The sequence below is a fragment of the Virgibacillus xinjiangensis genome, from assembly GCF_042643145.1.
In the GTDB taxonomy this organism is placed as follows: Bacteria; Bacillota; Bacilli; order Bacillales; family Amphibacillaceae; genus Virgibacillus_O; species Virgibacillus_O xinjiangensis.
On sequence record NZ_JBHRSA010000057.1, the window covers coordinates 1 to 24,985 of the forward strand.

Consider the following 24,985-nt stretch of genomic DNA (forward strand, 5'->3'; position numbering starts at 1 on the left):
CGGCTACAATGACCTTCACCGCTCGGGACTCGAACCCTAAAGCGTGCGCACATGCCGGGCACACAAAAAAGCCGGAAGAGAAGCACTCTTCTCTTCCGGCTTTACATTCTTATATGGTTTCACAACCTTCATCTGTACAGTAGGTTGTTTTTGCCTTCTTCTTCGGTTTGAACACCTCGAGATCCGGCTGGGAATTCTCCTCTTCCCATACCTGCTCCAACACTTCCACGAATACTTCCTCTGGTTGTGCACCTGATACGGCATACTTCTCATTAAAAACAAAAAACGGCACACCTTGCACTCCAATCTGGCGAGCTTGTTCTTCATCTCCCCGTACATGGATCGCATAATCGTCTACCTTAAGCAAGGTTGTAACAGCATCCGGGTCAAGGCCTGTTTCCTCTGCCAACTCAATCAAGGTTGCATGGTCACTGATCAGCCTGCCTTCTGTGAAATATGCCTTGAGCAGTCTTTCAGTCATCTCTCTGCCTTTTCCTTGTTCCCCGGCGTATTGGGCAACACGATGGGCATCGAATGTATTTGTAGGCTGCATACTTTCAAAGTTAAAGATAAGACCCAATTCCGCAGCCTGCCTGCCAACATTTTCATTCATGGATTTTGCCTGGTCCCTCGGGATACCTTTAGATTCAGCTAGGTAGTCATGTATGTTCCGCCCGGGCACTGTATCTTCTGCAGGGTTCAGTTCATAGCTTTTATATTGCAAGATAACATCATTATTATGTGTGAATTTTTCTAGAGCGTTTTCCAATCTTTGCTTCCCCATATAACAGAATGGGCAAACAAAGTCTGACCATACTTCTATTTTCATTTCTCATGCACCTCATTTCTGGAATATTGTAGCATAGCTTATGATGTCCCTGAAACATTGTATACTGCGGTAATTATTGGGTATTGGTGTAGAAAACAGTCGTAGAATTTACTTCTATTTATAGGATTTTGTCTCCTGTACCGAACCATCATGTTTAAATACTTTCAATGAGGTTCCTTTATTACGGGCTATTTCCTTTGCTCTTTTAACTGCTTCTTTCTTATTACGGTATACCTTATCCGGCTTTTTAGCATGCGCTGACTGAACTGCCCAGCCGTCTTCATGGGAAATTACCTGTTCCTCTTCCTCCATGCGTTCCGGACTGTTTTCACGCTTCTTTGTGGAGGATCTTTTCGTCGGCTTTCCGTGGCTTTTATATTCATCCAGCTCTTCCTGGCTGGCATTTTCATGCCACTCCTTTGCCTGCTCGATTGCAATGGGGATTGCACGATTTTCCTCATATCCTTCATCTACCATAGAATTAGCAATATCAATCGCTTTCTTCTTTATGATAGTATTCAAGTTTTTCATAGATGACGGATAATCATTCATCGTCCAAGGCATTAGCACCTCTCCTTTGGAACATCCTTTTGTTTATGTATTCCCCGCTTGCTGTAAAATAAAACTCCTTCCACCCTTGCCAGTCGCTATCCCGCCTCTAAACCAGCAGAGTTGGGCGCAAATAACTTCATGAAGTTTATAACGCCGCCTATACCTTATAGGAAAAGGCCTAGAGATCCCTCTAAGCCTTTACTAACAGATCTCATTCATTTGTCACCGATCGTGCTGAAAAAGTAGGACGCGTAGTGATTACTCACCCAGGCTATGACGTACGGATAGATAATGGTATCATTTGCCGTCCACATCAGTCATCAGACATTTCTTCCATTAACGACCTGCCCATAACATTTACCCGGTCAGTATTCTTTAACTCCTGAAGATTCTTTACTCCGATTCCGAACATCGCCATCTTCATCTCAAGCTCGATCTGCTCCATCACCTGGGCCACCGCTTCATCTGATTCCGTCGCCGCCTGGAGCAGCTGTCGGGCAAAACCGATAATATCCGCCCCTATCGTTACCGCTTTGGCGGCATCCACACCTGATTTCATACCGCCACTGGCAACTAGAGGCACATTCGGCAGCCTGCTGCGAACAGATACGAGGCAGTCCTTCGTTGGCAACCCCCAATTATTGAAAGCTTCTGCTGCAGCTTTTTTCAACGGGTCCCGCGAGCGAAGTTTCTCCACCTGGCTCCAGGAAGTGCCTCCAGCACCGGCTACATCTATATAGGAAATGCCTGCATTGTACAACTGTTGTGCAACCTTTCCGTCAATACCAAACCCTACCTCTTTAACCCCTACAGGAACATCGAGTGATTCAGCAATCTTCTCTATTTTTGGGAGCAGGTTTTCAAAGTTGAGATCTCCACCGTCCTGGACAGCCTCTTGCAGGCTGTTAAGATGCAACACCAATGAATCAGCCTCTGTCTTATCTACGATCTGTTGCGCTTCCTCCGCTCCATATCCGTAATTAAGCTGTACCGCTCCCAGATTGGCTATAATCGGGACATGTGGAGCCTGCCGCCGTATAAGAAATGATTTCTTATGAGCGTCACTTTCCAGCAGGGCCCTAGTAGATCCGAGAGCGACTGCCCATCCTTTTTCCTCAGCGGCAGCCCCCAAATTCTGATTAATCTCTGCAGCCATTTCCGAACCGCCTGTCATAGAACTGACCAGGAAAGGTGCGTTCAGTGGTTTATCCAAAAAACGGGCAGTTAGATCTATATCATCAAAATTGATTTCAGGCAAAGCATTGTGCAGAAAGGATATTCCTTCCAGACCGGTCGACTTACCTACCCCTTCTACATTGTCCGTCAAACAAAGGCGAATGTGTTCAGTTTTACGCTGGTTGATACCCTTCTCCATGGTTGATGAGGCTCCCTTCTTTGTTTAATCATATCTTACCATTATCCATCTTCACAGTAAAAAGGAAGTGTTCCCACCAAAAAATGCTTGTCTCCATACGGAAAACATGGTATAGCTAAACATATCAATGAAGAATCGGGAGGAACCAAGGTGAAACGACGTGCAAGGAGATTTGCCGAAAAGGCCCATCGGGGTCAAAAAAGGAAAAACAGAGATATACCCTATGTCACCCATCCTATCCGTGTAGCTGAACAGCTGGAGAGGAACGGATTCCCGGAAGAACTCGTATGCGCAGCCTACTTGCATGATGTAGCTGAAGACACCGCCTATACGGTGGAGGATATTAGAGTGGAGTTTGGTGATAGGGTCGCTTCATTGGTAGAAGCGCATACGGAAGACAAATCAAAGTCCTGGAAAGAAAGAAAACAGCATACCATCCATACCCTCAAATTTTCCGATAAAGAGATAAAATACCTGATTGTTGCCGATAAGCTAGATAATCTCCTTGGACTCGAACAAGACCTTGCGGAACAAGGAGAGAGGATCTGGGATAATTTCAATGCAGGTTATGAGGAGCAGAAATGGTACAACGAATCGATCGCTGAACATATGTATGAGGGATTGATAGATGAAGATGTTCCTCATTATTTCTATGAATTTGAAGAGACGGTCAAGCGGGTGTTCAGATGAAAAAGAGACGCAGAATCATCTGCGTCTCCATTAGAAATAACAAATGACCAACCCGGTTCAGCTGTCATTCCAGATAATCTCCCCCTGTTGGGTCTGGTGGTCAATTTTAACATCGAAGTAATGTTTGCTGTAGAAATGCTTCAATCGCTCCACATGGTCAAAATCACGCTTCACAATATCTCCGGTAATGTACTGGTAATTTTCCTCACGTGCCATCTCTTTCAAATGCTTCATCAATACGGACCCATATCCTTTATTTTCTTCTCCTTTTATGTCGGCGATATGGAGAGTTCTCTCGTCCCTATATTCCGCCTGGATGGCGGAATCCCAGTTACCCCGGAAAGGTTTTCTGCAGTCATGGAGCATTAATTGGAAGGTGGTGCTGTCTTTATCGGCAAAGATGACCATCCAATGTTCATCATTTGTCTGGTCAATGCTGATGATTTCCGATCGTTTGGCTATCTCTTTAATATTATTCTGCATACGGAACAATTGAATTTCCAGTGTATCCAGTTTCTCCTGCAATTCGTCTTTGCTCTTCTCTTCCTCAAGAAAAGCTGTATATACCATATCAATCACCTGATAGAATTTATTGTTGGTGTACTAACACACAGTCAGCAATTCTATCAAATATGAACGACACGTTCAACCACCCCTCGTGGATGAACTATTATGATACAAGAAACAGTTTTCTGTATGATCATCCACCATTCCGACTGCCTGCATGAAAGCATAACAAATGGTCGGGCCGACAAACTTAAAGCCTCTTCGCTTTAAATCTTTGCTCATTTCATCGGACTCTTTCGTAGCAACAGGTATCTCTGAAGAATGCTTCCAGTGATTCCGGATGGTTTCTCCACCGGTGAATTGCCAAATATACCGGTCAAAGCTTCCGAATTCCTGTTGAACCTTCAAAAAGTTGCCTGCATTTGTTATGACGGAACGAATCTTCAGCCGGTTTCTGATAATTCCCTCATTCCGCTGGAGCTCGGCCACTTTTTCATCTCCATAATTACAAATCATTTCGGGTCGGAAGTGATCAAATGCTTCGCGATATGCCTCCCTGCGTTTAAGGATGGTCAACCAGCTTAATCCCGCCTGCGCACCTTCCAATGTAAGCATCTCGAACAGCTTACGATCCTCATGAACGGCTCTTCCCCACTCCTCGCCATGGTATTGTATATAATCCGGGTCATTTGTCACCCATTCACACCGATTCATTTCCTCACTCTTCCTTTGTTTCTATTTTATTGTCTTCATAGGAAATCCAATCACTGAAACTGCCAGGGTAAAGTTTCACTTTACTAAAACCCGCCATTTTCAAGGCAAGGATATTGGGACATGCTGAAATTCCGGAACCACACGAAACGATAATATCTTTATCTTTCGGCAGGGAAGAAAAGTGTTGTTGCAAGTCTCCTTTGCTTTTCCAGGTGCCATCCTTCTTATATATATCCTTCCAAAAGTAATTCTTCGCACCCGGAATATGACCTGCCTTCTTGTACAATGGTTCCTCCTTCCCTAAGTAACGTTCCTTGGAACGGGAATCAATCAAAACGGCAGCTTCGTTCTCCAGCTTTTCCTTCACTTCTTCTATATCAACTGTCTGGTTCTCTTTGAGATGAGGGCGGAATTCTTTTGCTGCCAATACCGGCAAGGACTTGGTAACCGCATTTCCTTCTTCCACCCACTTATTATAGCCTCCCTCCAGGACATATGTCCTTTCATGCCCCAGGATATGAAGCAGCCACCACAGCCTAGCAGCAAACATATCATTTTCCTGGTCATAGATGATTACTGTGGTTTCATGGCCAATCCCTATATTCCCAATTTTCGCCGCAAACAACTCTAGATCCGGCAGAGGATGCTTTCCCCCATGTTTTTCCGGTCTACTAGAAAGGTCCTTCTCCAAATCCAAGTAGACAGCTCCTGGAAGGTGATTCTGCAGATACATTTTCCTTCCGGCATCCGGATCGCTGAGGTCAAATCGTACGTCGATGATGACCGTATTGCCCTGCCTATTCTGCAGCCTGTTCTTCAATCTATTAACATTTATTATATAAGGCATGTAATTCCTCCTATTGATTAATACGCCTGTGGCACCTCTCCATTTCCATACCTTTATTTTACCGTATGCCTCTGAACATGCATAGTTATATTTAAAATTTTCCAAAGATTCCATCTCATCTCATCGTTTCTTCTTCCCCCCTTCCCAAGTCAAAGCCTCTAGCACAACCGTATCAGCGGAAGCTGATGTATGTCCCACTTTATGCTAAAATCAACTAAATAAATGAGGGAGTGGATGAGAATGAAAGATGAAATCATCAAACGCTTTACTGCATATGTAAAAATAGATACCCAGTCGAATGCGGATCATACGTCCATCCCTTCGACCCCAGGTCAATTGGAACTTGCCCACCTTCTGGTTGAAGAACTGAAAGATATCGGTATGTCTGATGTGTCAGTCGACGAGTATGGCTATGTGATGGCAACCCTTCCGGCAAATACCGATCAAGAGATGCCCACCATCGGTTTTCTTGCCCATCTCGATACAGCTACCGACTTTACAGGGAAAAGTGTAAAACCGAGAATCAACGAAAATTATGACGGGAATGACATCATCTTGAATAGCGAGAAAGAGATTGTCCTTTCCGTTGAGGAGTTCCCCGAACTATCGGATTACCAAGGCCACACCTTGATTACAACAGATGGAACCACTCTCCTGGGAGCTGACAATAAGGCTGGAATCGCCGAGATCATAACTGCTATGGATTACTTGGTTCAACATCCGGATATTGAACACGGCAAGATACGAGTCGCCTTCACTCCAGATGAAGAAATTGGCCGTGGACCGCATAAATTCGATGTCGATCAATTCAACGTGGATTTTGCTTATACCGTGGATGGCGGGCCGCTCGGGGAACTTCAGTATGAAAGCTTCCATGCTGCCGCTGCCACCATTTCATTCAAAGGAAACAGTGTCCATCCCGGTACAGCGAAGGACAAAATGGTGAATGCAGGTAAAATGGCTGCCGAATTCATTCAAAAATTTCCCGAGAAAGAAACTCCTGAACACACCGAGGGGTACGATGGTTTTTATCATCTTATCTCCGTGGTGGGGGATGTAGAGCAAACCCAGGTTTCTTACATCATTCGGGACTTTGAGTGGGATAACTTCCAGATGAGAAAAGACACAGTTCAGCGATTTGTTCACGAAATCAATCAAAAATATGGAGAAGCAAGGGCCGAGTTGGACATGAACGATCAGTACTACAATATGCGCGATAAAATTGAACCTGTCATGGAAATCGTGGACATTGCCGAACAGGCGATGAAGAACCTTGAAATTGAGGCTATGATCAAACCCGTAAGAGGAGGAACAGACGGATCGCAGATTTCCTATATGGGAGTTCCAACCCCCAATATTTTCACTGGCGGAGAGAACTTCCATGGCAAATATGAGTACATCTCCATAGATAATATGATTAAAGCTGTCCATGTTATTGTAGAAATCTGCCGTTTATTCGGCAAACAGAAATGACCTTTTAAAGGGCGGAGTCATCCTTCCGCCCTGCCTTGATATATAAAGTAGGAAGCTATAAAACTGATCGTACTGAACCCAGACAATGCCAAGAATCCTCCTGAGTACCCCCACATTTTGATCAAAGTTACAGCTATTGGAGGGCCGGCTGTGGCACCAAGAAACAAGATGAACGCATAATAGGCAGCTGCTACTGCCCTGCTCTCTCCTCCCATTTCTCCGACAAGCATCATGATGGAGGGAAAAGTCAAAGAAATTCCTGCCACATATAGAATACTCCAAATGACCAATAAATTGATGTGTCCCCCTGTGAGCCCAAGACAAACGAGGCTCACTACTGCCATTCCCAGTCCAGTTCTCAACACCGCCAGTAACCCAAACCGCTTCACGAACAGTCCTGTGAATGGTGAAAGTACCATTCCAACTAATCCAGCGGCACGAATGAGAACCATTCTTTCCTCCTCAACTAGGTGAACAGACTGCAGATATTCCCCTAATATCGTATACATACCAATAAAAGTGAGAAGAAGGGTAAATGTAATGACATAGCAGAAGAGCAGTCCTCTGTTATGGAAGACTCCATACACCTGTCTGAAATATCCGTTTTTTCTTTGCGGGCGGCCTATATAAGTATTGTTTGCACTTGGAAACCTGGCCAGTATAGCTGCCATACTAATTGCGTATAGGATTGCCATGAAAAAAAAGACAATTTTCCAATCAAACGTTTGATCAATAATATCACTTAGAACCTGACCAAAGATTCCTGCAGTAACAAAGCCAAAACTGATCCAACCGACAGTCGTTGTTCTTTTTTCAGGTGGATATACATCAAAAACAAAAGCCAACGCCGTGGGGGCAAAAGAGGCGGCAAAAAATCCTTGCAACCCTCTCAGTATAAGTACCGTAGAAAAACTATCCGCCACCCCGACCCCACCAGTAGTCAAAGCAAGCATACCCATGCCGAACAGAATAACAGATTTACGGCCATACCTGTCAGAAAGCGGCCCAAACAGCAAGAAACCGAAGGCATAAAATAATGAGAAAACACTGCCTGCAGCGGAAGCGACGCTCATGGTGACTTCATATTCTTCCGCTAGTGATGAAACAAGCGGAAGGGTAATATAGACACTGGAAACCACCACCATGGCACACCAGAAAAGAAGGGCTGTCAACGCACCCAAACCATGTACTGTTTCAGCTGCTCTATGTTCCACTGTGATATCCCCCTCATAGATCCTCTTTTTATGGATATGTCAACAGACGATCAATGGTTCACCTGCCACCATGCCGCTGGTTCAAAATTATGTTGCCCATTTCCTTGTCTGTATGGGAAAATAAAAGACAGTATTAATTGCCTGGGATGAAGGAGAGAAAAAATAATGAACAACGTGAGAATTACAGCTATAATGGGCGCCTGCTTCCTTCTGATGTTTGCCGCAGCTTGTACAAATACCGGTGGGGAAGAACAGGAAACAGCCCCAGAGGACGAAGCCTCAAATGAAACTTCACCAGAGACGACAGAGAATGAACAGGAAATACGCCTGCCAGAAATGGCCCTCATTAAGAAAGATGAAGGAAAGGAAGTTACTGATCTACAGCATGCTTTAGAAGCCATTGGATACCCCGTCCAAATCAGCGGTGTCTATGATGAAATGACCACTTGGGCCATAACCGATTTTCAGCTGCAGCATGATGGGCTAACACCGCTTGGCGTTTATAATGAACAGACAAAAGAGGCGTTGAATGTTGCTCTTTCTGAAGGTTTTTCAGGAGAAGCCGGCAAAGGACTGCCGCAGCCAACAGAAACAGCAGCTTCTGACGGAGGCACACCAGTCCTTTCCAACCCCTATGATCAATTGGCCTTAGTAAATAAACAGCAAGCCCTGCCCTCTGATTATGTGCCAGGTGATATGGTAGTCCCGGATGTACGTTTTCCTTTTGAGGAGGATTTGCCCAAGAAGAAAATGAGAGAACCTGCTGCAGAGGCGTTGAAAAATTTGTTTGAGGCTGCCGAAGAAGATGGCTTGGAACTGTTTGCCCAATCAGGATACAGATCTTATGATAGGCAAGATTCCCTTTTCGCCTCTTACGTGGAGGCGAATGGAGAAGAAGCCGCCAATAAATTCAGTGCCCGGCCAGGAGAAAGCGAGCATCAAACAGGATTGACCATGGATATCACCAGTGCTTCGGTGGACTTTGAGTTGACAACGGACTTCGGAGAAACAGAAGAGGGAAAATGGGTTAAGGAACATGCAGCCGAATACGGTTTTATCATCCGATATCCGGAGGGAAAGGAACAGATCACCGGCTATCAGTATGAGCCTTGGCATTTGCGTTATGTAGGGGAAAAAACTGCTAAAGGCATAAGGAATCAGGAGATCACTTTGGAAGAATACTTGAATGAGGAATAAGAGGGTTGTCCCAAACGTAAGGGGAATCCGCGAAGAAGCATCACCTCTTCGTGGCTTCCCCTTTCTGCACCTGTAGAACGGCGCTTCACAAACCGGTATCTATCCCTTCACCCCCTCCCCTTTCAGTATATGAATCTACCAGGCTTCCTCTATTGTAATGCTTTCTCTAGTCGTAGGTTTTAAGGGGGGCAATCTGGGTAAGAACTATAGGAGAACCAGTTCGCGGGGTGATCAAATGTTTGGCATTGTAGATTTCATTTCTCTCGTATTTTCTGTATTTATCATCCTTCCTATCGTTTCCATCATCAGAGAGTTGGGCTATCTTTTTACAAGTAAGATTCTCGGTGCCAAAGAGGCGAAAATAACCATTGGATCCGGGCCGAACCTGTTTAAGTTCTCTATATTTGAAATCCGTAAATATTACTTCATATACAGCTGGTGTTCTTATGATGAGCTTCGCAAAGATACAAAGTGGGCCCATATCCTACTTTACGCATCCCCAATGCTCGCCAATCTGATAACAGCCTTTGTCATCAATGCCTTGTTAGCCAATGGACTCCTCGAGATGGAGACATTTTGGAGCAGGTTTATTTTTTATGCACTGTATTTTGTATTATTCGATGCTATCCCTCTTTATTATCCCGATGGACAGCCCAGTAACGGCAGAGTGATCTATGACTTGCTGAGATATGGCAAACGGAGCGATTTTGAACGAGGTGACCCGCAAATGGCAGCATCAACAGATGAATTCAGAGACGAGGAAAAAGATGAGGATGATGAGGACAAGGAAAACAAAGAAGGCCAGACGAAAAAAGAGGAGAAGGAGTGAAAGCTGCAAACAGCCACCCCTACCTGTTTCATGACCATAGTCGCACTGGTTTGCCCGAGGCGGATTTATAGACTTGACTGCCCCTCATAAGCATGGAATTCTTGATCAATTCTAGCATCCAATGCTCTTATACGCACCAACGCCGACTGGTCATCAATGGATTTATAATGATGGTTCCCCCCTGCTTCCTCATCAGCTTCGTCCGCTAAGGCAACCACTTCCTGTAATGGTTTCAAGTTCAACTTCCCTTCCGGAAGATAGGAATCAGTGTGCAGCAAAATGGCCACGGCAATTTCCTTGGCCGTTTGCCTGTCTTCTCCAATCCGGATCAGCAGTTTATGAGCCCGGCTTGCCCCTTTTATTGCATGAATATCATTTTCTTTATAGAGCTCGTAATCCCATTCACCGTTCCGATACCAAGTATAGTGTCCGATGTCATGCAAAAGAGCTGCTTTCGCTGCGTAGTCAGGGTTGACGTCATACCTTTTTGCAAATATATATGCAAACTCAGCCACAGCGATCGCATGGGCGATGCCCGACCGTTTCAAGTATTTCTGTGTGATGGGATGGACAAATATCTGCTCCAGTGTAACGTTTCTCATGGCCGCCTCCCCTTTCATAAATTTTTACGAATATACCACGAATCCAACGGTTTTGCAATGGATAATTGCCGTTTCTCCTACCTGATAAACCCTATGAGAAAAAATGAGCGTTTTTTAATGTTTTTGATTGAATTTGATTGAAATATGCAACCGTTTGCCTTATACTTCAAATGACAATAACTAGTAATGGAGATACGTCAATGCTTACCACAGAACGCCATAAAGCTATTATTCAATTGCTGAAAGAGAATCAGACAATCACCATACAAGATGCTGCGCGTATTACAGGGGCTTCCATCTCCACCATACGCCGTGACTTTACAGAACTGGAGAAAGCAAACGAGCTGCAGCGAATTCACGGCGGGGCTGTTCTTCCTGAACAGAAACAAGAGGAATATTCAGTTACGGAAAGATCCTCCAGGAATCTAGACGAGAAAATCCAGATCGCTGGACAGGCAGCTGGCCTGGTGCAACACGGGGATTGTATATATCTTGATGCCGGCACCACTACATTGAAAATGATCCCCCGCTTACATGGAAAGGAAATTACAGTGGTGACAAATGGGCTAACACATGTAGATGCTCTAATCGAGCATGGCATGACTGCCTATATTACCGGAGGCAGGATTAAAGCGAAAACTGCTGCATTGATTGGGCCTCAGGCCGTTCAAACGCTTCAGAATTTCCGTTTTGACAAGTGCTTCATTGGTGTGAATGGATTTTCAGCGGAAGCAGGGTATACTACTCCTGATCCCGAAGAGGCAATATTAAAGCGTACCGCCCAGCAGTTATCCACGGCTTCCTTTGTTCTGGCTGACCATTCAAAATACCGTACTGTCAATTTTGCGAGAATATCGCCCATGTCGGATGCAGTACTTGTTACCGGCGGTCTGCCGGAAAAAGCAGAAAAGATACTCCAAGAACTAACAGAAATCAGGAGGACATATTGATGATTTACACCTGTACCTTTACACCATCGATTGATTATACAACCTATTTGAAGGACTTCGAGGCAGGACAGCTGAACAGAGCAGAAACGGTCTATTATTACCCGGGCGGCAAAGGTATCAATGTTTCCCGAGTATTGACTCGTCTCGAAACAGGCAGTATTGCGCTAGGATTCGCCGGTGGTTTTACTGGTGAATACCTAAACCATTTTCTACAGGGCGAGGGAATACGTACCGATTTCATTGATACTGGAGAAATCACCCGTATTAATGTAAAAATCAAAGCGAAAAATGAATCAGAGCTGAATGGACCGGGCCCCCATTTAGATGAGAGACATCTGAAAGAGTTATTGCAGAAGGTAGACATGATGAAGGAAAATGACTGGTTTGTTTTAGCGGGAAGCCTTCCAGCATCCATTCCTGCCGAATTCTACGAAAAACTTACAGAAGCCATCCGGAAAAAAGGTGTTCATTTCGTTCTGGACACCTCCGGTACGACACTAAGGTCTCTGCTCTCCAAAAAGCCCTTTCTGATCAAGCCGAATATAGAAGAATTGGGAGAGTTGTTTCACACAAAAATTTCCAATAAGGAAGAAGCCATCCATTATGCAAAGAAACTAGTGGAGGATGGAACTACTTATGTAATGGTATCCATGGGCGGAGAAGGTGCCATCCTTGTCGACAGGGAAACCACTTGGACAGCTGCTTCTCCCGAGGGTACCGCTGTCAACACTGTTGGAGCGGGTGACTCCATGGTTGCTGGGTTCCTGTCTTCTTATCAGAAGAACATGGATGCGGAAGAGGCTTTCCGATTTGCGATTGCCTGTGGCAGTGCTACTGCTTTTCAAACAGATCTCTGTCGGAAAGAAGATGCGGAAGAACTACTGGACCGAGTGTCCGTGAAAATTTTATAGGATAGGATGTATTAAAATAATGAAAATCACTGAACTACTGAAAGAAGAAACGATCATTCTGGACGTGGCAGCTAATACGAAACAAGACGTGCTTTCTGAATTGATCAACCAGCTTGATCAGGCAGGAAGGCTTCAGGATAAAGAGGCCTTCCAAGAAGGTATCCTTAATCGGGAAGAACAAAGTACCACAGGGATTGGTGAAGGAATTGCCATTCCTCACGCTAAATCTGCAGCAGTAAAAGAACCGGCCATCGCATTTGGAAGATCACAGGAAGGAATTGATTATGAATCGCTTGATGGCCAGCCGGCCCACCTCTTCTTCATGATTGCAGCTAGCGAGGGGGCCAATAATGACCACTTGGAAGCTTTATCGCGCCTGTCCACTTTCCTTATGGATGAAAAGTTCCGGGCTGATATTATGAAAGCCACCTCTAAAGAAGAGGTGCTGCGGGCGGTTAATGATAAAGAACAAGAAGTCGAAGGTCCCGAAGATGTCGCAGAGGAGTCGAATAACCAGAGAATCCTTGCGGTCACTGCTTGTCCAACCGGTATAGCCCATACTTACATGGCAGCAGAAAAGTTAAATGAAAAAGCGAAGGATATGGGGTTATCCATCAAAGTAGAGACAAATGGATCCAGTGGCGTAAAGAACCGCTTGACCGATGAGGACATCAAGAATGCTGATGCCATTATCGTGGCTGCCGATACACAGGTAGAGATGGCTAGATTCCACGGAAGACCTGTCATTGAAGTGCCAGTGGGGAAAGCCATTCATAATACGGAAGAACTGTTGAACCGTGCGGCGAACAATGAAGCCACAACCTATCAGCATGAGAAAGGACAGGAAGAATCCACCGAAAAGGAAGGAAAGAGTGGGTTTTATAAGCATTTGATGAATGGTGTATCCAATATGCTTCCATTCGTAGTGGGTGGCGGTATCCTTATTGCTTTATCTTTCTTCTGGGGGATTAATTCAAGTGATCCTTCCAGTGACCAATACAACCGATTTGCTGAAATGCTGAATATCATCGGTGGTGGCAATGCCTTCTTCCTGATGGTCCCTGTGCTCGCCGGGTTTATTGCATCCAGCATAGCAGAACGTCCTGGTTTTGCACCTGGCATGGTCGGTGGCCTCATTGCTGTGACTGCAGCGGATATCGATGGTGGATCCGGTTTTCTAGGCGGACTTATTGCAGGTTTCCTTGCCGGATACATTACTCTTTTGGTCAAAAAGGCATTCACAGTTCTGCCTCAGGCTCTGGAGGGGCTCAAACCCGTCCTGTTCTACCCGGTTTTCAGCATTGCGATCACCGGTATACTGATGTTGCTGATCAACCCACCGTTGACACAGATCTATTCCGGATTGACCTCATTTCTCGAAGGAATGAGCGGAACCAACCAAGTTCTCCTCGGAATTATCCTTGGAGGAATGATGGCAGTGGACATGGGTGGACCAGTCAACAAAGCTGCCTATACGTTTGGAATCGCCATGCTCGATGCAGGTAACTATTCCTTTATCGCAACAGCAATGGCAGGCGGGATGGTCCCTCCTCTTGGGATGGCACTTTCCACGACGCTTTTCAAGAATAAGTACAATAGAACGGAAAGGGAAGCAGGCAAAACAGCTTACGTCCTTGGAGCCTGTTTCATCACCGAAGGGGTTATCCCATTTGCTGCTGCAGACCCAGCCAGAGTAATTCCTGCCTCAGTTGCGGGTTCAGCAGTCACGGGAGCCTTGACCATGATGTTCAATATCGGGATTCCCGCACCACACGGAGGCATTTTTGTCGTCGGCCTGGCAGAAGGTGGATGGATGTCTGTTGCACTCTACCTTATGGCCATCATCGCAGGTATGATTATCACCGCCTTTAGTGCTGGACTGTTGAAAAAGAAAACAGCAGAATAAAGAAAAGAGCGTATCAGCTGAATAGCCGGTACGCTCTTTTCAAAATGGTTTCAAAACCATCAATGCTATCACCACTAGGAATATGACGTTTTCCATTCTTTCAGCAGTAAATAGTCTCCTGGTTAACTTGTAGTATTCTTCTGGTATTTCTTCCCCCTCATAGCTTGCCAGAAAAGCTTTTACAGGCCTCGACCGCGGTGAGAGAAGAAGCGGTCCGAATGCAAGTGCGAAAAGAAAAAGAATCAAACTGAGCAAGTACCACCCCTCAGAGAACAAATAGGTATTCAGGAACCCCATCCATATCCCTGAAATTAACAGCAATGTCCCTCCGACCATGCTAAAGATATGCAGCTTGCCACGGATCACATAAGCGTGTCTCAATTCCGTCATAGTTGATGCATGTCTTACAATGAAGATCATTACAAACCCCGGGCCCATTCCGAGAATCGCTGAGAATACATGCACAAAAACCAATAATTCATAAAATGCCATGATGCCGGCCCCCTCTTTATTTATCCAGCATCATCATACACCAATTTCCCCAATTGGATTGTGATATTCCGCACACACAGGTACAACCGTATATCATCCCGTATATCTTTTAAGTACAGTGTCTACACTGCTGCCGTAGGAATCGCCAAAAAGATTCAGATGGACAAGCAGGTAATACAGCTGGTACAAGGGCTTAATATCGTGATAATAATCTTCTATAGGGAAGACCTCCTCATATGCGCGGTAGAAATCGCTGGAAAACCCGCCGAATACTTCTGTAAAAGCCAAATCGAAATGCCGGTCTCCGTATAATACGGAGGGATCAATGACAAACGGGGCACCATCTGGTCCAGTGATCCAGTTCCCTCCCCATAAATCTCCATGCAGACAGGAGGCCTGGACCTCCAATGGTATCCACCGCTCCATTTCTGCCATCAATTTTTCCATCCTTTCCCTTCTTCTCCCTGATATCTTCCCGCTTTGTACACCCAATTCATACTGGGTATACAGCTTGCTTCTTTTATAGTAATCAACCCAATTTTCATACAGTCCATTTTGCTGGGGAAGCAGTCCGATAAAGGTATGATCGTGGAAACCATGAAGCCTTGTATGTGACTGATGCATTTCTGCTATGCCTTTACCCAAAAGTCTTTCTGTCTGCTCAGATGCATTCCCTTCTATCCACTCCAATAGAATAAATGCTTCCCCTGGTTGGTCTGCGTATGTAAAAACTTCTGGCACCTGTATGGTATTAGTTTCTCGTATCACTTGCAGACCCTGTGCCTCGGCATGGAAAAAACCTTCCGGTGAACTCGGGTGGGACTTCAAGAAGTACCGCCCTTCATCAGTCTCCAAATAAAAACTTCTGTTGATCGAACCTCCCTGTACAGGTTGTATGACATGTATTGGAGATCGGTCGCCAGCATGATAAAGTGCCTGTCCTGCCAGTCTTTTGTCCATTTTCATCCTCCTTCTGATTCTGTTGCCAACAAAAAACACAGGCAATCACCTGTGTTGTGTGCTCAACTCCTTCTAGTTGGAAGCAGAAGATATATGTTCGGTACCCTCGATGGCATGAACAGAAACTTCCCCTTCGGTGGTACAGGAAAAATATCGATTTTCCAGCACATCCACCAAAGCTAAAGCCCCTTCTTTATCTGGGTAGTTTTCGATCCCCAGGTCACAATGGACAAATGGGAATTCCATATTTACAGAGGGCTGAGGATTGTGACCGCGATAAATAGGTTTTCCTTTCGTCCATTCCCTGATCTTCCGGCTGTCCAATTCCTTGAGTTCTTTCATATTCAGCCATAATATTTCTCTTGGCTGCTCCTCCTTGCCTGCTGTGTGCTCAATTCCTGCATGGGTATAGACAGCATGCTCATCTTCATGCAGAAGGGGAAGCGTCTCCAGCCAGGAAGCATAATCTTCCGCAACATCCCAGCCATTTTCATCACCGTATACCTTTTTGAAGCTTTTGATGGTCTGATCTCCGCCAAATTCCATCCATATGGGGGAGAGTTCTTTCATGAACCAGATCATCATCTCTTCATGATTGCCAGCGATCACATGTACATTCTCCGGGTATTTCCTGCTGTTTTCTTTGGCCCATTGAAGGACTTGGGCACTCCTCGGCCCAATATTGATCAGATCTCCTCCAAGGATGAGCTGGTCTTTTTCCGGATTGAACTCCACATATTCTATCAGCTTTTTAAAGACGCAGTAATTGCCATGAATGTCACTGATGAAAAAGATCCGCTTCATATCAAGCTCCTTTCCATAACACTATTGTTTCATTTTTTCAAAATTTTACTATCTCCTCATCGACAAGTAAATATGTCTAATGGTTTAATTTTGAAATAGTGGTTACCCCGATTATACATAGGCCCTTTCCAATGAAAAGTGACTTCGGTCACACCTGTTTCATTCATAGGTTATCCGCATGTCTCCATCCTCGACCCACCTCATCTTCCGGAACCATTCCGATAACAAAAGACTGATGACTGCCGGACCGACGATATGCAAAAAGAGCACACTCCAAAATACTTCGAGCGTGAAACCCATGGACTGGAATGTCATGATCTGGCCGACGAATCCGCTCGTCCCCATACCAGCACCTTCGGCATTACTGACCATTCCCAACCATGCAGTTCCAACCGGGGCAAGAACAGCTCCAGCAACGGCTGGCGGGAGCAGGATCAGTGGTTTGCGGATAATATTGGCTACCTGAAGCATGGATGTCCCCACCCCTTGAGCAATGAGACCTCCAAAGCCATTATCCCGGTAACTTGATACCGCAAAGCCAACCATCTGTGCTGCACATCCTATCGTTGCTGCACCAGCTGCCATCCCATCCAATGAAAGCATAATAGCAATAGCGGCAGCAGAAATAGGGGCAGTTAAGGCAAGTCCCATCAAAACTGCAACCAACATCCCCATTAGCACCGGCTGCTGTTCGGTTGCCCAATTGATCAATTCACCGAACCCGACCATAAATGAGTCGATGGGCGGCCCTATTATGCTGCCTGCTGTAAAACCGGCAAATATAGTTACCAATGGAGAAACGATGATATCCACCTTTGTTGTTCTGTATACCATTTTCCCGATTTCAGTGGCAAAAAGCGCAGATACATAACTGCCGGCTGGCCCCCCTATCTCTGCACCGAAAGCACCGGCAAATAATGCAGAGAACAACACAAGCGGCGGAGCCTTTAATCCATAAGCGATCGCTACGCCAATAGCTCCCCCCATAATTTTAGAATCCATGGCAAATTCGCCCATCTCAACCATATAGGAAAGCATATCCACCTGTTCACCAATCGTCTTTATGATCAGGCCGATGATCAAGGATGAAAATAGCCCTAATGCCATGTAACTCAAGGCCGTAATGGTGTACTCCCTAACCGATAAAGTAACACCCTTTTGAGCTAAGAAAGTTCTCAATATCCATTCTCCTCCCACTCTCATTAGTGAAATCGTTCACAATACTTCCATCATGTATCCCAAATATATATTCATATTACTATTTATCTGTATTTTATCAAGATGAAATGCTTGAGCGGTACCATGCCTTCCTTCACCCTGCCTGTCACAGAGCCACCTCCATTTGCTTTTCTAGAGTATTTCAGCTAAAATCTTAACTGAAATTTCTTAAGGATATTCAATCCTATTAAAGGGGCGGAGGAAAACGTGATGGAAGCAGCAAATAGTACAGAATTAGCCAAATTGATCCGTGATCGCCGTGCGGTGAAAAAAGGATATACAGATAAAGAGGTCAAAGAGGAAGACGTCCGCAACTTGTTGGACGATGCTATCTGGGCACCTAATCATGGAATGCGGGAGCCTTGGAGGTTTATTTTTGTCGGAGAGGATAAGCTACCTGATTTTTCCAAGAAAGTTGCATCTACCTATCCGGAAGAAAGGCAACAGAACAGGGAAGATTATCTGAACGAACCGAATGCCATCCTCGTAGTAGTGATGGAGGAACCAGAAGCCTCCAAGCAATGGGAAGAAAATTTTGCAGCAACAGCCGCCATGATTCAGAATTTCTGGCTGCTTGCTTGGGAAAAACAGCTGGGCATATGTTGGAAAACAAATCCACATATCTCTGACCCGAAGGTGAAGGAAGTTCTCGGCGTGGGCCAAAACGAAAAAATTGTCGGCTTCATTCATATGGGCTACTTTGACGAACAGCCACCTGCCAAGGACAGAATCAGTGTGGATGATAAATTCACCCGCTATGAAGGATAAATCGTGACAGTAGCTAAAAACACCAAATGTCCTGGACATTTGGTGTTTTCATTTATTGATCCCACATGCTGCTCCGTAGGCTCTTTTCCTGCTGATAACGCTCCAAACCTAATTCAATCAAACGATTGATCAATTCTTCATAGGGCAGCCCGCTGATCTCCCAAAGTTTAGGATACATGCTGATCTTCGTAAACCCTGGCAAGGTATTCACTTCATTCACATAAATCTCCCCATCATCAGTCAAAAAGAAATCCACTCGTGCAAGTCCTTCACACTGTAATGCTTCGAATGCGTCTACAGCCACCTGCTGCATTTTGTTCGTTACATCTTGTGGGAGGTCTGCAGGGATGGCCAAATCTGCTCCTTTTTCATCGATATATTTGGACTCATAGGAGTAGAAATCAGATTGAGGGAGGATTTCTCCCAATTTAGATGCTTTTGGCTCTTCATTCCCCAGGACGGAGCATTCAATTTCCCGTCCATCAATGCCTTCTTCGATAATCAGCTTGCGATCGTATTGGAAGGCTTCGTCTACTGCTTTTTCAAATTCTTCTTTAGTTGACACCTTGCTGACACCAACAGAAGATCCTTGATTGGCCGGTTTGATGAACATCGGGGTTCCCAGATAATCTACCGCCTCGTCGTAATCGATTTTTTCTTTTTTTGCTCTGGTAAAGGATAGCCCCTTGGCCACATTGACTCCGGATTCCTTCAATAGTCTCTTCGCAACATCTTTGTCCATGCATACAGAGGATCCAAGTACACTGGGGCCTACAAACGGCAGATTAATCAAGCGAAGCATTCCTTGGAGGCTGCCATCTTCCCCCAACGTCCCATGAACAATTGGAAATACAACATCAAGCTGATCCAGCTGGTCATAAGTGGATTGATGAATGAATTGGTTCCTTGTGGCACCAGGAACTATGGCAACATTCTCATCAGACTTACTCAGCTTGATTTGTTTCGGATTGTCGGCATTTACTAAATAGGACGATGGATCATTCACCTGCCACTTTCCGTTCTTATCTATTCCAATCAACACGATATCATACTTTTTTCTATCTATGGCCTCCACTATATTTTTGGCAGATTGCAGGGATACCTCATGCTCTGCAGACTTGCCGCCAAAAATAATTCCTACTTTTATCTTTCCCATCACGACACCTTCCTTCTCAAAATCGGCTGGCTGCATACAAGTTTTTATATCTTACGTAGGCAGCCACCCACGAAACAAAAAACCTATACTTAAAATAGCATAAAAGAGCCTGGACATAGAAGTGAAATAAGGGATTTTATGATTATAGCAAGACGCCGATTTCAACAGAGCGGTGATAAGTCTGCATGACGAGCAGCATTAGGCGATCCGAGCAGGTCTACTTTCCCCTCTTCCGCTTTGCCTCCTCATAATCATCCTTGCTTATTTCCCCTTTTTCCATCTTTTCCTTGAGAATATCCAATGAATCTCGAGACCTCCTGCCCGGTTTTGAAGCACGGAAACGGACAAGGATAACAATGATTGCTATCAGTACAATAAAGGTCAATATCACTCGAACAAAACTTTCCGTCAACATAACATCACCTCTGCTTTTATCCTTCCCTTTTCACGTAGGCTCTTAATCACAGTTCGACATAGTATAGGGAATTTCTGTCGGTATTTCCCGGGAAATGAAGAATTGAATGGATTAGCACAAATGAAGAATATTTATTAATTTTCTCATTCCCCCTTGACTTTTATTTCCAATTATTCTAACATTATTAACAATAAATGAATGAAGCGATGAAGAAGATTAGTAATCTATATGGATCTCTATAGAGAGCTGGTGGCCGGTGCAAACCAGTGTGCTTCAATAGATGAATGGACTTCCGAGCTCCAAACCGAACCGTTCAGCAGTAGGCTTTGGCGATTTCATCCCATCGTTACCCGGGAAAGACAGGAAACAACGTTTCCTGTCCCAAAGTGAGCTGTTTTTCAGCTAATAAAGGTGGTACCACGGCCCCTCGTCCTTTTTTTATGGAGAGGGGTCTTTTTGTCTATAATTTGATAGCTAGCAAATCAACGAGTAAGAATAGTACGTATTGCCAATGCGTTACAGAGAGCCGGAGAAGCTGGGAATCCGGTACGCAACAATACCGAATGGGCTTACGAGTGGTTTCCTTAACATTTGGGCACAGCCCGTATCAGTAGGGAAGCTCGGTTTCCCCCGTTACAGGGATAGGATAGGGGATCAATCATGATCCTGATCCAAAGAGATGGAAAGGAAATTTCCCTTTTCAACAGAGGTGGCACCGCGGCCCGACGCCCTCTGCAGATACAATGGAATGTATCTGCAGAGGGCATTTTAATTTAATTCAGAAAGGATGAAGGTGATGGGACAGCCTCCATACAAAATGATTCAAATGAATGCAGACACACTGACCCCTATTGAGATTTTCAAAAGGGTTGAAGGTAGAAAAAAGTTTCTTCTGGAGAGCAGCTTTCCACATGAAGAAAAAGGAAAGTACTCCTTTATAGGAGCTGACCCCTACAGGGAAATACTGAGTCACGGCAGTACAACTACCGATATTGGACACTCGGATGGTACAACCCGGACATTCGAACAGCGTGCACTCACCTACATACAGGAAAACCTTCCGACCATTGATATCGATCTCCCCCTCCCTTTTTTTGGAGGAGCTGTCGGTTATATCGGCTATGATGCCATCAGGCAGTATGAGTATATTGGAGAGGGTTTGCCGGATGAACTCGAAATGCCTGACATACACTTCATGATATATCAGGATACAATCGTCTATGATCACAGCAAGGAAAATATCTATTTGATTGCCATAAACGCTGACGATAATCACACGGAGGAAGATCTAGCCAGTCGATTGGAAGGGCTGAAAAACATGCTTGCTTCTCCTTCACCGGCCAAAGAGCGTCCGGTCGATCATATCGAGTTCCAACCAGACACTTTACCGGAAGATTTTCATAAAAAGGTGGAAACAGCCAAGCAGCATGTACAGCGGGGTGATGTTTTCCAAATAGTGCTATCTCAAAAGATGAAGGCCGAATTTTCAGGTGACCCTTTCTCTTTCTACCGGAAGCTTCGGAAAGCGAATCCTTCCCCCTATATGTTTTACATTGACTTTGACGATTACCTCGTCCTGGGCGCTTCTCCGGAAAGTCTGGTTCAGACAACAGGCCGCGATATTATCACTAATCCAATCGCTGGAACCCGGGCGCGCGGAAGAACGGGAGAGGAAGATATCGCTCTGGAAAAGGAACTGCTTGCGGATGAGAAAGAAATCGCAGAACATCGTATGCTCGTAGACTTAAGCAGAAACGATCTAGGCCGGGTATGCGAAACAGGCAGCATCACCATACCGACTTATATGAAAATAGAAAAATACCAACATGTCATGCATATCGTTTCAGAAGTGAAAGGTCGGTTGAGAGAAGGACTTTCGCCCCTCGATGCTCTGGCATCTTGTCTCCCTGCCGGCACTGTATCTGGTGCTCCTAAGATCCGAGCCATGCAAATTATCAACAACTTAGAGGAGAAGAAACGGGGCGTTTATGCCGGCGGTGTGGGGTTCATTAACTTCAATCAGGATGTGAATATCGCGCTAGCCATCCGATCCTTGGTAATCAAAGGCTCTCTAGCATATTTGCAAACCGGAGCCGGCATTGTCTATGATTCTCTGCCAGAGAATGAATACAGAGAGACCATGCAGAAGGCCAAATCACTCATGGAGGTGAATAACATTGATTTTATTACTGGATAATTATGATTCTTTCACCTACAACCTTTATCAATATCTATCAGAGGAATCCAGACATGTGACGGTTAAACGAAACGATCAGATTACTCTGGAAGAAATAGAGCAGATGAAACCCGAGGCAGTGATCATTTCACCAGGACCCGGCCTTCCGAATGAATCAGGAATCTGCCTGGAGGCCGTCCAGCACTTTCATCAAAGCATCCCTATTCTCGGTGTATGTCTTGGTCAACAATGTATCGCCCAGGCTTTGGGGGGCTCCTTGAGACCAGCGAAGGTCATTATGCATGGAAAGACTTCTCCCATCACCCATAATGCATCAGGGTTGTATCAAGGTCTGCCAAACCCTGTGGAGGTCATGCGTTATCATTCCTATGTCATCGACCGTCTGCCTGCTTCCACTCAGCTGGAGATTGAATCCAAATCAGATGATGATCAGGAGATCATGGGGATAAAACATCAGGAGTATCCTGTGTACGGTGTCCAATTTCACCCAGAGTCAATAGGAACCACAACAGGCAAGGATATCATCCGCAACTTTTTGAACGTGATTAGAGAGGAGAGTAATTTAAGTGAAACAATATCTTAACAAGCTGATTAACCAACAGAACTTAAGTCTCGCGGAAATGAAGGAGGCAACGAATAAATGCTTTACGGACTCGATTACAGAAGCTGAAATAGCCTCCTTCCTTACTGCTTTGCAAGCTAAAGGAGAAACTGCAGAAGAGATTACCGGCATGGTGGAAGTCATCCGGTCCCGATCCTCTTTCCAAACAGGTCCGGTGTTGCATGCCATGGACAACTGCGGAACAGGTGGAGATCAATCATACAGCTTTAATATCAGCACCACTTCCGCTTTCGTCATTGCCGGTGCAGGGGTGAAGATTGCCAAGCATGGGAACCGCAGCATTTCCAGCAGGACTGGAAGTGCAGATGTCTTGGAACATCTCGGTGTGTCTCTCTCCTTCTCCAAGGAACAAGTAGAAGAAATGCTGGAGGAAAACAACATAGCTTTCCTCTTCGCCCCCCATGTCCATGCAGCATTGAAACCTTTCACCCAGGTCCGTAAAAGCCTCGGTGTACCTACTATTTTCAATGCAATCGGTCCATTGACCAACCCGGTAAACCTTGAAACCCAACTGATAGGTGTCTATCGAAAAGAACTTCTTCCCCTCCTTGCCGAGGCCATGCATCAACTCGGAAGAAGACGCGGGGTGGTAGTGAATGGAGCAGGCAATATGGATGAAGCTTCCTTGGCCGGAGAGAACCATGTAATTGTCTTGGAGAACGGAAAACAACAAGCCATTTCTCTCTATCCCGAAGATGTCGGCTTGCCAACCTATACCATGGACGACATTCGCGGAGGCGATTCCAAAGAAAATGCAGAGATCTTAAAGGGCGTTCTACATGGCAAAAAAGGAGCCTACTATGACACAGTTCTGCTGAATGCCGGTCTCGCCCTCTTCACCAACGGGGAGGCACGGACCATCCGGGAAGGTGTCGAAGCAGCCAGAGAAAGTATCGAATCAGGGGCGGCATTGGAAAGGCTGAACCAATTGGTTGAATATAGCAGTAAAATCCCAAGCGAGGTGCTTTAAATGTCCATACTGGATAAAATCATCACGGAAAAAGAAAAAGAAGTAGCAGAATTAAAAAAGAAGGAATTCCATCGATCGCACCCTAAGTCCGTCACTAGTTTCAGGGAAAGGGTGAAGGATAGCGACAGGATGTGCATCATTTCCGAAATCAAACGGTCATCTCCTTCCAAAGGGGAAATACGATTGGATGTTGACCCTGTTGAGCAGGCAAAGCAATATGAGGCAGCAGGTGCTTCTGCGATTTCCGTATTAACCGACCGTACGTTTTTCAATGGTTCCATGGAAGATTTGAAAGCAGTCAGAGAAGCGGTTGAACTACCTATTCTTTGCAAAGATTTCATCATTCACCCTATCCAAATAGATCAGGCAAAGGATGCAGGGGCCAATATTATTCTTCTGATTGCAGCAGCACTATCGGATGAACAGCTGCATAGTCTCTACCAGTATGCATGCAGCCTGGATTTGGAAGTGTTATGCGAAGTGCATAATGAAGAAGAAATGCACCAGGTACTTCAACTGGATCCTGAAATCATAGGAATCAACAACCGTGATCTCAACACCTTCGAAGTAAATTTAGCAACAACGGAGAGGCTGGCTTCAATGGTTGCCAACCCGGATACCATCCTAATATCAGAAAGTGGAATTCGAACAGGTGGCGATGTGCTCCGTGCCAAGGAAGCAGGAGCCAACGCTATACTGGTCGGTGAAACCTTGATGAGATCCGTTAACCTGCAGGATACCTTTCACGAATTGCAGCTGACAACCCAAGAGAAAGAGGTGAAATAGT

Annotated in this window: 26 protein-coding genes and 2 other annotated features; of the genes, 12 read left to right on the plus strand and 14 right to left on the minus strand. The window is 45.2% G+C overall.

Annotation, left to right across the window (positions count from 1 at the left end):
* Nucleotides 1-109 precede the first annotated feature (109 nt).
* The 3 genes from ACFOGI_RS15460 to fni form a co-directional block, all read right to left on the minus strand.
* Complete coding sequence (locus tag ACFOGI_RS15460) at nt 110-829, minus strand: DsbA family oxidoreductase (RefSeq protein WP_390274507.1); 720 nt, start codon at nt 827-829, stop codon at nt 110-112.
* 114 nt (nt 830-943) lie between these two features.
* Entirely contained in the window at nt 944-1,393 is a 450-nt protein-coding gene (locus ACFOGI_RS15465; RefSeq protein WP_390274510.1) for a DUF2188 domain-containing protein, read from the minus strand.
* A 301-nt stretch (nt 1,394-1,694) separates the two neighbouring features.
* Nucleotides 1,695-2,756, minus strand: a complete 1,062-nt coding sequence (fni, locus tag ACFOGI_RS15470) for a type 2 isopentenyl-diphosphate Delta-isomerase (RefSeq protein ID WP_390274513.1) — start codon at nt 2,754-2,756, stop codon at nt 1,695-1,697.
* 150 nt (nt 2,757-2,906) lie between these two features.
* Here fni and ACFOGI_RS15475 point away from each other — a divergent pair, with 150 nt between their 5' ends.
* Nucleotides 2,907-3,446, plus strand: coding sequence for an HD domain-containing protein (locus ACFOGI_RS15475; protein WP_390274516.1), 540 nt, complete (start codon nt 2,907-2,909; stop codon nt 3,444-3,446).
* 57 nt (nt 3,447-3,503) lie between these two features.
* Here ACFOGI_RS15475 and ACFOGI_RS15480 read toward each other — a convergent pair whose 3' ends face one another.
* From ACFOGI_RS15480 to ACFOGI_RS15490, 3 genes are all read right to left on the minus strand, one after another.
* A complete protein-coding gene (locus ACFOGI_RS15480; RefSeq protein WP_390274519.1) occupies nt 3,504-4,016 on the minus strand; it encodes a hypothetical protein in 513 nt (170 codons plus the stop codon).
* A 75-nt stretch (nt 4,017-4,091) separates the two neighbouring features.
* Nucleotides 4,092-4,667 carry a DNA-3-methyladenine glycosylase I gene (locus tag ACFOGI_RS15485; protein ID WP_390274522.1) on the minus strand — a complete coding sequence of 192 codons (576 nt, stop codon included), beginning with the start codon at nt 4,665-4,667 and terminating at the stop codon, nt 4,092-4,094.
* A gap of 4 nt (nt 4,668-4,671) precedes the next feature.
* Nucleotides 4,672-5,514, minus strand: coding sequence for a sulfurtransferase (locus tag ACFOGI_RS15490; protein WP_390274525.1), 843 nt, complete (start codon nt 5,512-5,514; stop codon nt 4,672-4,674).
* Nucleotides 5,515-5,754: 240 nt separating this feature from the next.
* On the opposite strand from ACFOGI_RS15490, the gene pepT reads away from it, so the two are divergent.
* Nucleotides 5,755-6,987, plus strand: a complete 1,233-nt coding sequence (pepT, locus tag ACFOGI_RS15495) for a peptidase T (protein WP_390274528.1) — start codon at nt 5,755-5,757, stop codon at nt 6,985-6,987.
* Nucleotides 6,988-7,004: 17 nt separating this feature from the next.
* On the opposite strand, the gene ACFOGI_RS15500 is transcribed toward pepT, so the two are convergent.
* A complete protein-coding gene (locus ACFOGI_RS15500) occupies nt 7,005-8,201 on the minus strand; it encodes an MFS transporter (RefSeq protein WP_390274531.1) in 1,197 nt (398 codons plus the stop codon).
* 165 nt (nt 8,202-8,366) lie between these two features.
* Here ACFOGI_RS15500 and ACFOGI_RS15505 point away from each other — a divergent pair, with 165 nt between their 5' ends.
* On the plus strand, nt 8,367-9,398 hold the full coding sequence (locus tag ACFOGI_RS15505; protein ID WP_390274534.1) for a D-alanyl-D-alanine carboxypeptidase family protein: 1,032 nt from the start codon (nt 8,367-8,369) through the stop codon (nt 9,396-9,398).
* 235 nt (nt 9,399-9,633) lie between these two features.
* Complete coding sequence (locus ACFOGI_RS15510; protein WP_390274536.1) at nt 9,634-10,227, plus strand: hypothetical protein; 594 nt, start codon at nt 9,634-9,636, stop codon at nt 10,225-10,227.
* Between the two features lie 65 nt (nt 10,228-10,292).
* Here ACFOGI_RS15510 and ACFOGI_RS15515 read toward each other — a convergent pair whose 3' ends face one another.
* The gene (locus ACFOGI_RS15515) at nt 10,293-10,829 is read right to left on the minus strand and encodes an HD domain-containing protein (RefSeq protein ID WP_390274538.1); all 537 of its coding nucleotides are present in this window, start codon (nt 10,827-10,829) and stop codon (nt 10,293-10,295) included.
* Between the two features lie 200 nt (nt 10,830-11,029).
* On the opposite strand from ACFOGI_RS15515, the gene ACFOGI_RS15520 reads away from it, so the two are divergent.
* Genes ACFOGI_RS15520 through ACFOGI_RS15530 form a run of 3 tightly spaced genes read left to right on the plus strand, consistent with a single transcriptional unit; the run spans nt 11,030 to nt 14,596 of the window.
* Nucleotides 11,030-11,779, plus strand: a complete 750-nt coding sequence (locus ACFOGI_RS15520; protein ID WP_390274542.1) for a DeoR/GlpR family DNA-binding transcription regulator — start codon at nt 11,030-11,032, stop codon at nt 11,777-11,779.
* Nucleotides 11,779-12,690, plus strand: a complete 912-nt coding sequence (pfkB, locus tag ACFOGI_RS15525; protein ID WP_390274545.1) for a 1-phosphofructokinase — start codon at nt 11,779-11,781, stop codon at nt 12,688-12,690. Before ACFOGI_RS15520 ends, pfkB begins: the two co-directional genes overlap by 1 nt.
* 19 nt (nt 12,691-12,709) lie before the next feature.
* Complete coding sequence (locus tag ACFOGI_RS15530; RefSeq protein WP_390274547.1) at nt 12,710-14,596, plus strand: PTS fructose transporter subunit IIABC; 1,887 nt, start codon at nt 12,710-12,712, stop codon at nt 14,594-14,596.
* 39 nt (nt 14,597-14,635) lie between these two features.
* Here ACFOGI_RS15530 and ACFOGI_RS15535 read toward each other — a convergent pair whose 3' ends face one another.
* The 4 genes from ACFOGI_RS15535 to ACFOGI_RS15550 all read right to left on the minus strand — a co-directional run bounded on the left by ACFOGI_RS15535 (nt 14,636) and on the right by ACFOGI_RS15550 (nt 18,031).
* Nucleotides 14,636-15,088: a DUF2269 domain-containing protein gene (locus ACFOGI_RS15535; RefSeq protein WP_390274550.1), complete on the minus strand. Its 453-nt coding sequence runs from the start codon at nt 15,086-15,088 to the stop codon at nt 14,636-14,638.
* 93 nt (nt 15,089-15,181) lie between these two features.
* Nucleotides 15,182-16,048: a fructosamine kinase family protein gene (locus ACFOGI_RS15540; protein ID WP_390274552.1), complete on the minus strand. Its 867-nt coding sequence runs from the start codon at nt 16,046-16,048 to the stop codon at nt 15,182-15,184.
* 72 nt (nt 16,049-16,120) lie between these two features.
* Nucleotides 16,121-16,852, minus strand: a complete 732-nt coding sequence (locus ACFOGI_RS15545; protein ID WP_390274553.1) for a metallophosphoesterase — start codon at nt 16,850-16,852, stop codon at nt 16,121-16,123.
* Between the two features lie 159 nt (nt 16,853-17,011).
* Nucleotides 17,012-18,031 (minus strand): PTS transporter subunit IIC, encoded by a 1,020-nt coding sequence (locus tag ACFOGI_RS15550; RefSeq protein WP_390274556.1) that lies wholly within the window; start codon nt 18,029-18,031, stop codon nt 17,012-17,014.
* A gap of 249 nt (nt 18,032-18,280) precedes the next feature.
* Here ACFOGI_RS15550 and ACFOGI_RS15555 point away from each other — a divergent pair, with 249 nt between their 5' ends.
* A complete protein-coding gene (locus tag ACFOGI_RS15555) occupies nt 18,281-18,838 on the plus strand; it encodes a nitroreductase family protein (RefSeq protein ID WP_390274558.1) in 558 nt (185 codons plus the stop codon).
* Nucleotides 18,839-18,890: 52 nt separating this feature from the next.
* Here the strand turns inward: ACFOGI_RS15555 and ddlA are convergent, their stop codons facing one another.
* Nucleotides 18,891-19,994 (minus strand): D-alanine--D-alanine ligase, encoded by a 1,104-nt coding sequence (ddlA, locus tag ACFOGI_RS15560; protein ID WP_390274561.1) that lies wholly within the window; start codon nt 19,992-19,994, stop codon nt 18,891-18,893.
* 217 nt (nt 19,995-20,211) lie between these two features.
* Nucleotides 20,212-20,406, minus strand: a complete 195-nt coding sequence (locus tag ACFOGI_RS15565) for an SHOCT domain-containing protein (RefSeq protein ID WP_390274563.1) — start codon at nt 20,404-20,406, stop codon at nt 20,212-20,214.
* 200 nt (nt 20,407-20,606) lie between these two features.
* Nucleotides 20,607-20,847 (plus strand) — a binding site (T-box leader).
* A gap of 38 nt (nt 20,848-20,885) precedes the next feature.
* Nucleotides 20,886-21,145: a binding site (T-box leader), on the plus strand.
* A gap of 60 nt (nt 21,146-21,205) precedes the next feature.
* On the opposite strand from ACFOGI_RS15565, the gene trpE reads away from it, so the two are divergent.
* From trpE to trpC, 4 genes are read left to right on the plus strand one after another with little or no spacing between them, the layout of a single operon-like run.
* Nucleotides 21,206-22,606, plus strand: a complete 1,401-nt coding sequence (gene trpE / locus ACFOGI_RS15570; RefSeq protein WP_390274566.1) for an anthranilate synthase component I — start codon at nt 21,206-21,208, stop codon at nt 22,604-22,606.
* Entirely contained in the window at nt 22,587-23,189 is a 603-nt protein-coding gene (locus ACFOGI_RS15575) for an anthranilate synthase component II (RefSeq protein ID WP_390274568.1), read from the plus strand. The genes trpE and ACFOGI_RS15575 overlap by 20 nt, the downstream gene beginning before the upstream one ends.
* Nucleotides 23,173-24,198 carry an anthranilate phosphoribosyltransferase gene (trpD, locus tag ACFOGI_RS15580; RefSeq protein ID WP_390274570.1) on the plus strand — a complete coding sequence of 342 codons (1,026 nt, stop codon included), beginning with the start codon at nt 23,173-23,175 and terminating at the stop codon, nt 24,196-24,198. Before ACFOGI_RS15575 ends, trpD begins: the two co-directional genes overlap by 17 nt.
* Nucleotides 24,199-24,984: an indole-3-glycerol phosphate synthase TrpC gene (gene trpC, locus ACFOGI_RS15585; RefSeq protein ID WP_390274572.1), complete on the plus strand. Its 786-nt coding sequence runs from the start codon at nt 24,199-24,201 to the stop codon at nt 24,982-24,984. It abuts the gene before it with no gap.
* The last annotated feature ends 1 nt before the right edge of the window (nt 24,985 follow it).